Origin of the sequence: Okeania sp., assembly GCF_035285525.1 — a bacterium.
Classification (GTDB): domain Bacteria; phylum Cyanobacteriota; class Cyanobacteriia; order Cyanobacteriales; family Microcoleaceae; genus Trichodesmium.
Genome location: NZ_JAYKGW010000006.1, coordinates 1 through 12,484 on the forward strand (window position 1 = coordinate 1; position 12,484 = coordinate 12,484).

At 37.2% G+C, this 12,484-nt stretch carries 11 protein-coding genes; 5 read left to right on the top strand and 6 right to left on the bottom strand.

Going from position 1 to position 12,484, the window contains the following annotated elements; all coding sequences use genetic code 11:
- Positions 1-229 precede the first annotated feature (229 nt).
- Together VKJ25_RS00480 and VKJ25_RS00485 are read left to right on the top strand one after the other, a co-directional pair.
- On the top strand, positions 230-1,225 hold the full coding sequence (locus VKJ25_RS00480) for a heme o synthase (RefSeq protein ID WP_324234669.1): 996 nt from the start codon (positions 230-232) through the stop codon (positions 1,223-1,225).
- 607 nt (positions 1,226-1,832) lie between these two features.
- Positions 1,833-2,867, top strand: coding sequence for a hypothetical protein (locus VKJ25_RS00485; RefSeq protein WP_324234670.1), 1,035 nt, complete (start codon positions 1,833-1,835; stop codon positions 2,865-2,867).
- Positions 2,868-3,505: 638 nt separating this feature from the next.
- On the opposite strand, the gene VKJ25_RS00490 is transcribed toward VKJ25_RS00485, so the two are convergent.
- Both VKJ25_RS00490 and VKJ25_RS00495 read right to left on the bottom strand, forming a co-directional pair.
- Positions 3,506-3,838, bottom strand: coding sequence for a DUF5615 family PIN-like protein (locus tag VKJ25_RS00490; protein ID WP_324234671.1), 333 nt, complete (start codon positions 3,836-3,838; stop codon positions 3,506-3,508).
- Complete coding sequence (locus VKJ25_RS00495; RefSeq protein ID WP_324234672.1) at positions 3,835-4,059, bottom strand: DUF433 domain-containing protein; 225 nt, start codon at positions 4,057-4,059, stop codon at positions 3,835-3,837. The genes VKJ25_RS00490 and VKJ25_RS00495 overlap by 4 nt, the downstream gene beginning before the upstream one ends.
- Positions 4,060-4,799: 740 nt before the next feature.
- Between VKJ25_RS00495 and VKJ25_RS00500 the strand changes: the two genes are divergently transcribed.
- On the top strand, positions 4,800-5,135 hold the full coding sequence (locus VKJ25_RS00500; RefSeq protein ID WP_324234673.1) for an ATP-binding protein: 336 nt from the start codon (positions 4,800-4,802) through the stop codon (positions 5,133-5,135).
- Between the two features lie 528 nt (positions 5,136-5,663).
- Complete coding sequence (gene ectB, locus VKJ25_RS00505) at positions 5,664-6,917, top strand: diaminobutyrate--2-oxoglutarate transaminase (protein WP_324234674.1); 1,254 nt, start codon at positions 5,664-5,666, stop codon at positions 6,915-6,917.
- Between the two features lie 154 nt (positions 6,918-7,071).
- On the opposite strand, the gene VKJ25_RS00510 is transcribed toward ectB (VKJ25_RS00505), so the two are convergent.
- From VKJ25_RS00510 to VKJ25_RS00520, 3 genes are all read right to left on the bottom strand, one after another.
- Positions 7,072-8,019 carry a glutamate cyclase domain-containing protein gene (locus VKJ25_RS00510; protein ID WP_324234675.1) on the bottom strand — a complete coding sequence of 316 codons (948 nt, stop codon included), beginning with the start codon at positions 8,017-8,019 and terminating at the stop codon, positions 7,072-7,074.
- Positions 8,016-9,311, bottom strand: a complete 1,296-nt coding sequence (gene ectB, locus VKJ25_RS00515; protein WP_324234676.1) for a diaminobutyrate--2-oxoglutarate transaminase — start codon at positions 9,309-9,311, stop codon at positions 8,016-8,018. Before ectB (VKJ25_RS00515) ends, VKJ25_RS00510 begins: the two co-directional genes overlap by 4 nt.
- A gap of 241 nt (positions 9,312-9,552) precedes the next feature.
- A complete protein-coding gene (locus VKJ25_RS00520; RefSeq protein ID WP_324234677.1) occupies positions 9,553-10,302 on the bottom strand; it encodes a TauD/TfdA family dioxygenase in 750 nt (249 codons plus the stop codon).
- Positions 10,303-10,707: 405 nt separating this feature from the next.
- Here VKJ25_RS00520 and VKJ25_RS00525 point away from each other — a divergent pair, with 405 nt between their 5' ends.
- The gene (locus VKJ25_RS00525; protein ID WP_324234678.1) at positions 10,708-11,355 is read left to right on the top strand and encodes a fumarylacetoacetate hydrolase family protein; all 648 of its coding nucleotides are present in this window, start codon (positions 10,708-10,710) and stop codon (positions 11,353-11,355) included.
- Between the two features lie 6 nt (positions 11,356-11,361).
- Here VKJ25_RS00525 and VKJ25_RS00530 read toward each other — a convergent pair whose 3' ends face one another.
- Entirely contained in the window at positions 11,362-12,174 is an 813-nt protein-coding gene (locus VKJ25_RS00530) for a class I SAM-dependent methyltransferase (RefSeq protein ID WP_324234679.1), read from the bottom strand.
- Positions 12,175-12,484 lie beyond the last annotated feature (310 nt).

Here is a 12,484-nt window from a genome sequence, read left to right on the forward strand (position 1 = left end):
GTAAGGGGGGAGTTAAGAAAAAATCCCCCTTTGTAAGGGGGGAGTTAAGAAAAAATCCCCCTTTGTAAGGGGGGAGTTAAGAAAAAATCCCCCTTTGTAAGGGGGGGGGAGAATGTTCAAAGTCCCCTTTTCAAAGGGGGATTTAGGGGGATTCTAAATCTTGTAGAAACTAATATAGATAACGGAAACAATAACCAGTTTCAAGAAAAAATTAACAAATTAAAGATCTATGCAAGAAGTTATTTCTCATCGTCTTCCACGACATCACGATAATATCCTCCAAGTAATTAAAAGCTATTATCAACTGACAAAACCCCGGATTATTCTACTGCTCTTAATAACAACCGCAGCGGGAATGTGGTTGGGAGCAAAAGGGGAAGTTTCTCCCTTGCTTTTGTTCGTGACATTAATCGGTGGTACATTAGCTTCTGGTGCTGCTAATGCAATCAACTGTATTTATGACAGCGATATTGACTACATTATGGAACGTACTCGCTGGCGTCCCATTCCTTCCGGGAGAGTTCAACCCCGTCATGCTCTGATTTTTGCTTTGACTTTGGCAGCGATATCTTTTACTTTGCTGACTGTTTTTGCCAATTTATTAGCTGCACTGTTGGCAATGTCGGGAATAGTTTTTTATGTTGCTATTTATACTCACTGGTTAAAACGTAACAGTGTCCAAAATATTGTCATCGGTGGTGCTGCTGGTGCTATTCCTCCATTGGTAGGTTGGGCAGCGGTTACAGGGGAGTTGAATTGGGCAGCTTGGTTACTGTTTGCTATTATTTTTATCTGGACTCCTCCTCATTTTTGGGCGTTGGCAATTTATATTCGTGATGAATATCAGGAAGTTGGAGTGCCGATGTTACCTGTGATTGAGGGAAATGAAGAAACAGCTAAACAGATTTGGGTTTACACTCTAATTTTGATTCCGATGACGCTTTTGTTAGTTTATCCGTTGCACGCGAGTGGAATGCTTTATGGAGTATTGGCGACTTACCTGGGAGCGATTTTTATTCAGAAAGCTTGGCAGTTGTTGCATGAACCTGATAATAAAGATGTGGCGCGATCGCTATTTAAGTATTCTATTTATTACATGATGTTATTGTGTTTGGTAATGGTGATTGATAGTTTACCTTTTACTAACAGTATTATTACTGCTGTAGGAAATAGTTTACATACCTGGGTTGGAAGTGCGATCGCAATGTTTTTTAGTTGTAATTAAACATAAATAGCACTTACAGGACTTACACGGGAGGTACTATATATGGAGTAAAAAAACTATTCCTCCATAGTTTAAAGCACTATATCTAGCCTAGCTGCGTAAGTCCTGACTTACACATAAATGCTATTGGTCGGGTGTGTTTTGCTAAAGCAAAGCTCCACTAACGCTACGCGACATATTTGCGGAGCATTCCGGAACGGAAAAAGTGCCACCGTAACGCACCCAGATTATATATAGAACCCCTAACCGGATCTATTTTTTTAATAGATGGGGAGGGTGGGAAGTGTGGGGAGCTAGAGGCATTTTTCTACTTTTTTTCCCTATATTATTTCTCTGACTTCTGACTCCTGACTCCTGTACCAAAAACCCCTAATGCGTGCAAAGATACACTTAGGGGTTCTATAATAGTGCTTTTGCGTAACCCCTGATAAATTTCAAAATTAAATCATAATTTCAGGTAGGTATTTTGCCTGCCTTTTTATTTGGCAATTTCTAGCTTGACAAATACCAAAAATTAGGTTAATTATTGTATTGAAAAATTAAGCAAGTTTGTATATAAGCGCTGATAGCTTATGGCTGACGGCTGAATGCTTACCTAATAACTATAATGACTTTATCGACTATCATCAACATTGCAATTACTCTCACTTTTATTTATTTGGCTTCAAGTTTTATAATTCTTGTAATTCAGGAAAGAATATTCTTTAACTTAAAAGCTAAGAAATTAAAAGAATTTATTTATGTCTTGTTCGGGGAAGAACAAAAAAAAGGGGAATCCTACGATAGTTTTTCTCTGACAGAAATATTTTTTGACAGATATTTAATTTTGCCTATTAATTCATCTCAATCATTACAGGAAGAACAAAAAAAAGGAGAAAAATCGGAGGCAGAAAAATTATCAAAATCTAGGGAAATAGAATTAATACCTGCTCAAGAATTTATTGCTAATTTAATTACTCTGGTAGCAGAAAAATTAAATTATGAAGATGGAGATTTCTATAATAAATATGAATTAACCAAAATCATGGCAGATATTAATAAGAGTGATTGTTTTTCTGAAAAAATAAAACGAGAGTTTTCTGCCATGGCACGAACAGCTATGAATAGATTTTCAGATCAAGAAGAACAACTTAAATATTTAGAGCAACAACTTCAATCTTGGTATAATAGGTCAATAGAATATGTTTTAGAAATTTACGATAGAGAGAGCAAAAATATTGCTATTATATTATCTGTAATAATTGTTTTGATGTTCAATATTGATACAGTAAATATTATTGATAATCTATCAAAAAGCGAAATTGCCTCAAATCTAAGCAATAAAATAACAGAAGTAATAGTCTCAAACTATGAATCAAATTTATGTTCTGAGTTCAATAGTGAAACGGAATTTGAAAATTGTCTTCAAGACCAATTAATGACTACTTTTAAAGCTTTAGATAAAATTGATAATTTGCCTATTGGATGGAATTTTTCAGAACCATTAAAAGAACAGTTGATACCGTTGAATTTTCCTAATATTATTAAAGCTGTTACAGGATGGATTATAAGTATTATTGCTATTTCTCAGGGAGCGCCTTTTTGGTTTGGTATTCTGAATAATTTACTTAATTTTAAATCAAATAGAGCAGCAAAAAGTTAATGGATAATGGATATAGCATGTCCCTTTTCTTGTGAGGTACAGTTCTGGAGATCCCCCCTAACTTCCCTTGAGAAGCTATCCATTACTCACAACTCTTGAAACCCTTGTGGAGAGGGTGGGGAGGGTGGGGGGTGTGGGGGGTGTGGGAAGTAAGAATTTTGTCTACTGTTCTCACTAAGCGCGTGTATTTTTCAATACACTTTTCTAGAAAAAAAGCCTCTCTGAGACATAAACACAACTTGTCTATTTTGTCAAACTTTATGTTAAGAAATATGTGAGTAAGGCATAGCTTGAGAAGGGGGGAACTGGAAGTACCCCTTGAGAAGGGGGATTTAGGGGGATCATAAATTTACTTCATAACTGTAAGAATTGCTTGAATCATTACTTCTAGTTAAAACCGAGAAGTAAGAATATCTAAGATGACATTACTATCGACTATAATTTTACTCATAATAGTTGATAAAAATTATACAGCAGTCTCACTACTCCTACTTCCTAAATTCTGGACTATCCAAAAGTTGCTTAAAAAACCCTTCTAAGAAAAAAGATGTGGCGCGATCGCTATTTTATCTTAGTTACTATTCGACAATAGTTAGACAATATAATTTTGTTTCAGGTAGGCATTTTGTCTACCTCTTTTAATATATAACTAAAACTGAATTACTAGCATCTTGACTCAAGGCTATGATATCATCATACCTAGAACGTAAAAGTATCTCAATTTGAGATGTTTTGCAATTTCCCACCCTAATCCAGATTAACTTAGGTGGAAAACCAAGCAAAATTACCAAATCATAAAAATCAGTATCTTTAGTGACAATAATATATTGATTATCACGAGCATATTCCCAGACATCTCGATCGCTAGCTTGATCTAATCCTAAAAAATAAAGATGACTAGAATGTGGATAAATATCAGCTAAACGCGAAACTAAACGAGGGGATAAATTATGGTCAAATAAAAGTTTCATTTGTTTACTATTAAAGTTTGTTGTTCCCGTTCAGCAGCATAGCTAAGACAAGCTAAAATATCCTGTTTTGTTAAATAAGGAAAATCTTCTAATAATTCTTCATAAGTCATCCCCGCAGCTAGATAGGAAAGTACGTCGTAGACAGTTATTCTCATACCTCGAATACAAGGTTTTCCACTCCGTTTTCCTGGCTCGATAGTAATAATATTTTGTTCTGACATATTTAATTGATAGATTTGGTTAATTAAATTATTATTGTATTTCTTAATTATTTCATATTAGGGAGCATTATTCGACATTTATTCACTCCACTAGAATTTCACTCATATATATTTTCACGAGTTAGTTGCATAATTTCATTAGTCGTCAGATGGTTGGTTGCTTTGCCACTAATGGCAGCAATTATTTCTTTTCCTCGATTATAGTAGTTTTCCTGCACGGTAAACCACAGTAGGGACGTATGGCTGACGCCAAGCTCCGCTAACGCTGCGCGACATGTAACGCATTTTTGCCGGTGCAACGTCCCTACTACAAGATGTTGGTTATGGCGACTTGGTTCATTCATTTGAAAAGTGCTGTGCTGTATAGTGTCAATTTTCATAATTTTTATTGTTTGAAGTTTGACTTGATAAAAATTATACAGCAGTTTCAATATCCCTACTCCGTTATTCTGGACTATCGAAAAATTGGTTAAAAAACCCTTCTAATAGATAAAGATGTGGCGCGATCGCAATGTTATCTTAGTTGTAATTAAACACAAATTAAAAAATAAAATTTTATTTTAGGTAGGTATTTTGCCTGCCTTTTTGTTTGCCAATTTATGAGTTGATATTTGTAATTATAATAAGCAAAATATAAATTTTCAGCTTTATCTGCACGAAGCCCAATATTTGGCTTCCGTGAATACTCTGATATAATTGGAAATTATAGTAAAGCTAAAAGTTAAATAATTTATCTAATTATGAGACAACGTAAGTTCTTTCCTGATGAACCTGTTGAGCCAAATTATTTTGTCGGCAGAAAATCTGAACTACAGACAATTTTTAATAAAGTTAATCGTCATGGTGATGTTGCTATTTATGGCAGTTCTGGCATAGGTAAAACATCTTTGCTTAGATATATACAATCTACCAACTTTTGGAAAGAAAAAAAGTTAGATTTTTCAGAAGTTTTTATTGTTTATAAAAACTGCGACAGTTTGGTTACATCAAGCAATTTTTGGCAAGAAGTTTTAACAGACTTAAAAAATAAAGTTAAAGACGATGAAAATTTACAGCAAAAAATTGATGAGGTATGAGGAAACAAGGAACAGGGAAAAGGCAAGAAGAATTCATAATTTCTGGATAATAATTGATTTTAATTTTTATTTTTGGAGATGTCTATTAAAGATGAATTATAATTTTTAAACCTTGATTGGGAGCGCGATCGCAACTTTATCTTAGTTGTAATTAAACATTACAGGACTTACGCACCAACCACCATATCTAGTAGGGGCGAATGGCATTTGCCCCCTAGGGGTACCGTTTTATCTAAAGATTTGCGTAAGTCCTGATTACAGCGGTTTTCATTTCAGTAAACCACAGTAGGGACGTTGCATGCAACGTCCCTACAAGATTTTGGCTATGACGATGTGGTTCATTCATTTGAAAAGCGCTGTAATTAAAAAATTAAATCTTAATTTTAGGTAGGCAAAATACCTACCTTTTTGTTTGGCCATCTGTTGCTTAGAAAATATTGAAAATTGTGATAACAAGATAAAATAAAATCGACATCAAACCCAAAAATGATATTATAAATTCCGAAAAAAATAATAAAAGTTTAAATAATGAGTGTTTTCACGAGACTAGAATCTCAAGTTAGAAGCTATTGTCGATTGTTTCCTACAATTTTCACTAAGGCAGTAGGAGATAAATTAATTGATGAGAATGGAAACATTTACATTGACTTCTTGTCTGGTGCTGGCGCACTCAACTACGGACATAATAATCCTAAACTCAAAAAGCGTCTCCTGGAATACATTGAATCAGATGCTATTACCCACAGCCTCGATATGTTTACTTCTGCTAAACAGCAGTTCCTAGAAAAGTTTGAGGAGTTTATTCTCAAGCCACGAGAATTAGACTATAAGGTAATGTTTACAGGCCCGACAGGAACTAACTCTGCTGAAGCGGCTTTGAAATTAGCCCGTAAAGCTACTGGACGCAAAACAGTCATCTGTTTCACTAAAGGCTACCATGGACATACTTTAGGGGCACTTGCTGTTACACCTAACCCAGCCTATCAAAAGGATGTGGGTGTTAACCTTGATAATGTTTTAACTTTTCCCTTCGAGGATAAAAATGCCACCACGGACAATGGTCTCGATAAATTAGAAAAATTACTTGATGACTTAATTTCTAATCAGGACAAACCAGCAGCCATTATCTTAGAAACTGTTCAATCTGAGGGGGGAATTAATGTTGCTAGCGTTTCTTGGCTCAAACGCCTAGCCCAAATTGCTCAACAGCGAGAAATTTTACTAATTGTTGATGATATCAAAGTAGGTTGTGGTCGCACTGGTCCTTTCTTTAGTTTTGAACGGGCAGGAATTAAACCCGATATCGTTTGTCTGGCTAAATCTTTAAGTGCTTATGGAAACCCAATGGCTGTGGTACTAATTAGACCAGATATAGACTGCTGGAAACCTGGGGAACATAGTGGTACTTTCCGTGGTAACAATCTTGCTTTTGTCACGGCTACTGCTGCTATTGAGGAGTATTGGCAAACAGATGCTTTTGCTCAAGAAATAGCAGATAAAGGTGAGGTGATGCAGAAACGACTCCAAGAAATGATCGCTAAATACCCAGAATTAGGCGGCGAACACCGAGGATTAGGATTGATTCAAGGAATCGCTTGCCAACAAACGGGATTAGCCAAAAAAGTTAGCCAGGAAGCTTTCCAACGAGGCTTAATCTTTGAACCAATGGGAGTTAACAAAGAAGTGATTAATCTGCAGTCTACACTTACCATTGATATTGACACCTTAAACCAAGGATTAGATATTTTAGATAAAAGTATTGCTGCAGCTATTTCAAATTGACTCACTTAAACCTGTTATATCATGTCCGGATGAACAGGTATAAATAAATTAGGGAAAAGTCAGGAGTCGTAGGGGCAAACGGCCGTTTGCCCCTACAGGAATCAGCAGGGAAAAGGAGGAAGTTTTTTTGATCACTAATTATCCGCACATGATATTAAGTTTTTGCTACTTCTAAAAGTTCTGCCAACACTTTACCATGAAATTCCCAAGGAAAAGTCTCAATGGTAAAACCAGGCAACCCTGTATCTCCATCAATTGCTGCTTCCTCATTAACCAGAGTAGTTAAAATCTGTTTATCCATCTCTAAAGTTAATCCCTTAGTTAAGGATTCTTTCCAGTCAGGACGCAGCAAAGCTAGGGCAATCAGTAATCCCATGGCTCCCCAGTTTGAGACACCGCATATTATCGGGTAATTGCAAGGAATATTACAGGCAATTATTTCTCCACGCTTAATCGTTTTGGCGATTAGCTCTGGAGAAAGGGTTGCCATACCTAACTCATTGCCCAGATCGCCAATACCGATAGAAATAATTTCACTGAGAGTAAATAACAGATGCAAAGGAGCAGTATGAGCAGTAATATCCTTCCCACTTACATTGCGGACAGTACCATCAGCACTTGGGCCTGCTCTTTCAATGGCAATAACATGAGAGACAGGGGGAGCAGCACTTTTCCATAACTTAATAATCTCAGCAACAGAAGCATCTTCTCTACTCACCGCATCTACAGGAACCACATCATAAGCAACATTAGGAGATATTCCGGCTGCCCTCGCTGCCGTTTCCACAGACTTCAGACATAAAGGATCTGTAACTAGACGCACCGGAATCCCTACTCTTTCCAGTCCTGCTGCTAAATGGGCGCAACCAATGGGACCATCATTTTCTGCTGCTGGAGGAGTTCCATGGGGAATAAAAAAGCCTGTCATAATGGCTACATGGGGGGATGGATGTTCGGCGATGGAACGAGCAGCACCAAGTAATCCCCCCTTAGCAGCTTCCACAAGTGGCTGGATACCATGACCGATATCTCGTCCACAGATGTTTTCAATTTTTTCAATCTGGGTTAAGACTTCTGGAGAATTTTCTGAAAGAATATTCATTTAGCTGCTGCTCCTGAAACGACTAATTTTTGAGAAGTTGTGGGCTGCATAACTTCTTGAACAGTATCTTCTAAAATAGTCAGCCCCTTATCTAATATTTCTTCGGAAACGGTTAAAGGCGGAAGACATCGAATTACTTGACCTTTGGCCCCGGCTGTTTCCATAATTAGCCCATTGGCAAAAGCTTTGCGAATAATTCGATCGGCTATATTACCATCTTGGCAGTCTAATCCCTGAATCATACCCCTACCTCTTACAGAAAAACCTGCTTCCTGATAGTTTTTGGCCATTTTTTCTAATCGGGATTTCATAATTGTTCCTTTATGTTTGACAGCAGAGGACAAACTGTCATCTTGCCAGTAGATATCCAAGGCAGCCTTAGCAGTAACAAAGGCTAAGTTAGGTCCTCTGAATGTGCCACTGTGTTGACCAGGTTTCCATCTATCTAATTCTGGTTTTATTAATACCAATGAGAAAGGCAAACCAAAACCACTCAAGGATTTGGAAAGGGTGACAATATCAGGAGAAATGCCAACTTCTTCAAAACTAAAAAAGGAACCTGTCCGTCCGCATCCCACTTGAATGTCATCAGCAATTAATAGAACATTATGTTGGCGACAGACTTTTTCCAGGGAGCGCAACCACTCGAAACTAGCCACATTAACTCCACCTGCTCCCTGAATTGTTTCTACGATTACCGCTGCTGGCAGTGATACACCACTACCTACGTCAGAAAGCACTTTGTCCAAATACTCTGTCGTATCAATATTTGACCCCAAATACCCATGATATGGTATAAAGGTGACGCCAGTGGTAGAGATTCCGGCTGCTGCTCGCTGGGAAGCTTTGGCTGTTGTTGCTAAAGAACCCAGAGTTACGCCATGATAGCCATTGGAAAAGGCAATCACCGTTTCCTGTCCAGTTATCTGACGAGCTAATTTGAGAGAAGCTTCTACAGCATTAGTTCCTGTAGGTCCGGGAAACTGAATTTTGTAATTTAATTCCCTAGGTTTGAGGATAATCTCTGCAAATGCTTGGATAAATTCTTCTTTGGCCACGGTGGCTAGATCGAGTCCGTGTATTATACCATCAGACGCTAAATAATCTAATAGTCTTTGTTTAATTTGTGGGTTATTATGTCCATAATTAAGAGTCCCCACACCACAGAGAAAGTCAAGGTACTGACGACCTTCTCGATCTTTGATAAATGCTCCTTGTGCTGTCTTAAATACCGTGGGAAATAAACGGCAGTAACTTCGCACATTGGATTCTAATTGATTGAAAATTTCCATAAGATTATAATTGTTTTTTTATGGCATCTTGTCCTCAAAATGCCCAAAGCATCTGTTATATCAATAAAATTTGCAATTAGGACTTACGCCAAGGTATCATATATATATTTAAAAAACTACCAGTGCAATAGTTTTGAATGCTATATACATATGGTCTCTGCGTAAGTCCTAGCAATCTAGAATCATGGGGAGCTATAGTATAGATATAGCTCCCCCAAATATCTGAAAAATTCAGATTATCTTAACCTAAAAAGATACGTTCTAGTAATCGAGTTGGATCGTTGTAGGTTGTTCTTGAATGGAGCATAGACCGATTATCCCAAAGCAATAATGAGTATTGTTCCATCAATATTGCCAAGCGATTTTCTTCAAAATACTTGAGAAGGCGATCGGATATTTCTGCTAAAAATGGATCTGGGGTAAATGGGATGAGATTATCTGGATTAGGACTGTAGTCACCATGTGTAATGTAGTTGCAAGAGAATCTCAAAGTAGGCTTGTTGCCATCATAAGAAAGGATAGTATGAGTTGCTCCTTGGGTACGACTAGCATGGACTCCTATAGTAGCTCCAAAATAGTGCTGAGTCTCCATGAGTTTTTTCTTTTCTGCTTCTGTCAGAGTATTGACGAATCCCTCTACATAAGCTAAAGTAGTTAGTCCTCCACCGCAATCAGCAGGCTTTTTACACCAAAGTGCTAAGTATTTTGGCGGATTAGGATAATCGGTGGCTTCAGTATGAGGAAGCAAACGCTTCTTACCACGAGCATCAGAAAAATTCAGAAGTTCCGGCTCATATTTAACATGGAAGATTGGTTTGCCATATTGCAGCATGAAATCTTCACCAGTGACCAATTTAGTAAATTCTTGCCAGTCAAAGTTGGCATCTTTAGTTTCAAGGTAGATAAAATGCTTTTCTTCTAGTAGTTGCTGATATTCAGAAATCAATTCAGTTGAAAACTTAGCAACATCTGTTTTGGAAATAGTGAACATGATTTAATAATTGCCTCCTTATAAATGGCGGTACAATAGCCACATTAAATTTTTCCTCCTTTGTTGCGTTGCACAAAGGAAGTAGATGGGATAAAAATCACAGTGCGTGGGACAAAGAGTGGGCACTAAGCACAATATATGAGTAAATCCAAGTCTAAGTCCATTTACTGTGTCTGCGACTACTCTAAATACAAGATACTTTTAAACCACATAGGGAGTCTGAACCTGTGGGTAAGTGCTGAAGTATATAGAGTAGTGGGTTGATCGCGACAAGACAGAAGGTGAAGGATCATCTAAATCACCTATATAACCCATTTGGAATTTATGAAATGAGTTTTTTGGCAGACTTAACCTTAGATGCCGTTAATATTATAATAAACTATCTGATCCAAAGCTAATTGCGTAATGATTTCTTCTGATATACAAAAAACAATTGGTTCAATTTATTGTGTTGGCCGTAATTATTCTGACCATGCCAAAGAACTGAACAATCCAGTACCAAAAGAGCCTATAATTTTCACAAAATCGCCAGCTTGCATTGTCCCATTTGCAGGAAAGATATTTTTACCCGATCATTTAGGACGATGCGATTATGAAACTGAGATTGCAGTACAACTTGGCAGTGACTTGTATCAAGCAGAGCAAAATCAGGTCTTAGAAGCACTTCGTTATGTTGGTATTGCTTTAGATTTGACTCTTCGTGATAAGCAAAATGAACTAAAGGCTAAAAAGTACCCTTGGGACTTAGCAAAAAGTTTTGTGAACGCTTGTCCATTGTCAAAATTTCGTCAGTTGGCTTCCAGCCAAGAAATAGAAGAACTGGAAATCAAACTTGAAGTAAACGGTGAAGTTCGCCAACAAGGTTCTACTAAACAGATGCTATTTTCTATTCCCGATTTGATTACTTTTATTAGTCAGCACATACCACTACGTTCGGGGGATGTGATTTTAACTGGTACTCCAGCCAACGTTGGACCACTTAAAAACAATGACTATTTAGTTGCTTTTCTGAACCAGGAAGCTATTGCAGAAGCTGAGATTGTCAGAATCTGAAACTAATTACTTAACTTTCTCACACAGGAAAAAAGACCAGCCTAAATCATTAGCTGCGATTGCTTCCTGGGTCTTTTTAAAAGCTGCTCCCAGTTCTGGATAGCCCTCCTGAGCTAGCTCAGAGACTAACTCATAGCTTTTGTGCAGGTGTTCGCTCATGTCTTTTACCTGCAAAACTTTAAATCCAATTTCAGTTAGTTTCTTCGCGTAGGTTTCTGGACTAAAGGTTGGTTCAAATAAAAGCCGATCGTAAACATACTTGCGGCTATCCTCACTGATTTCGTCTCCTGGAGTAACTAAGTCATCAAACAAAAAGATACCACCTAGTTTGAGAACTCGGTGGGCCTCCGCTAGAGCCGTACTTAATTCTGGGATATGATAAAGTGCTCCTTGACTCCAAGCATGGGTAAAGGAATCATTATTGAAAGGTAGATTAGTAGCTGATTCTTTTTGGAAACTGACTCTTAGGGAGGGCAAATCACTAACTTGAGCTGTAGCATTTTCGATATAACTGCTACTTAGATCGATTCCTACTACCTCGCATCCTGTTTCTTGAGCAATTCGGATAGCAGATTTACCATTGCCACAAGCTATTTCCAGGACTTTGGATTCAGCAGTAATACCACTTTGCTCCAGCATATAGCTATCCCAACGTTGGCAAGCTGGTACAAAGTCTTCTGGACGAGCAGTGGCTAAATTCTCAAAATAGCCCCAGTGGAGACTGCCTTCTGGATCCCAAAAACTGCGAAAGCGTTGATCCCGTTGGCGATCGTCGAATAATGATTCAGTGTCAGCTTCTGTAAATTTAGTTTGTGCCATATTACTTCTGTATGATTAATGGTTTTTTTTACTATCAAAAATATATAGTATCTTAAAATGGAAATATTTTCAAGTAGTAGCACTTACTTTAAAGGGTGACAAGCAATCTGGAAGCTAGATAAAAGAAATTATTTTAATATTTAATTCAATAATTTTAGTCAAAGGAAACTCTTAATTTATAATTGAGAATAATACGATATATTACCTATTTTTTCAAGATAAAACTTGACAAAAGAGAGAAATTATGTAATTTTAATACTTTCTTGAAATAAGGCCAGTATTTAGCTAGCATGAATATTTTGATATAATA

Bases quoted from the DNA above. Each gene is read 5' to 3' on its own strand.
- ectB (WP_324234674.1), top strand. From the start codon at position 5,664: ATGAGTGTTTTCACGAGACTAGAATCTCAAGTTAGAAGCTATTGTCGA.
- VKJ25_RS00500 (WP_324234673.1), top strand. From the start codon at position 4,800: ATGAGACAACGTAAGTTCTTTCCTGATGAACCTGTTGAGCCAAATTAT.
- VKJ25_RS00530 (WP_324234679.1), bottom strand. From the start codon at position 12,174: ATGGCACAAACTAAATTTACAGAAGCTGACACTGAATCATTATTCGAC.
- VKJ25_RS00490 (WP_324234671.1), bottom strand. From the start codon at position 3,838: ATGAAACTTTTATTTGACCATAATTTATCCCCTCGTTTAGTTTCGCGT.
- ectB (WP_324234676.1), bottom strand. From the start codon at position 9,311: ATGGAAATTTTCAATCAATTAGAATCCAATGTGCGAAGTTACTGCCGT.
- VKJ25_RS00495 (WP_324234672.1), bottom strand. From the start codon at position 4,059: ATGTCAGAACAAAATATTATTACTATCGAGCCAGGAAAACGGAGTGGA.
- VKJ25_RS00485 (WP_324234670.1), top strand. From the start codon at position 1,833: ATGACTTTATCGACTATCATCAACATTGCAATTACTCTCACTTTTATT.
- VKJ25_RS00480 (WP_324234669.1), top strand. From the start codon at position 230: ATGCAAGAAGTTATTTCTCATCGTCTTCCACGACATCACGATAATATC.
- VKJ25_RS00520 (WP_324234677.1), bottom strand. From the start codon at position 10,302: ATGTTCACTATTTCCAAAACAGATGTTGCTAAGTTTTCAACTGAATTG.
- VKJ25_RS00525 (WP_324234678.1), top strand. From the start codon at position 10,708: ATGATTTCTTCTGATATACAAAAAACAATTGGTTCAATTTATTGTGTT.
- VKJ25_RS00510 (WP_324234675.1), bottom strand. From the start codon at position 8,019: ATGAATATTCTTTCAGAAAATTCTCCAGAAGTCTTAACCCAGATTGAA.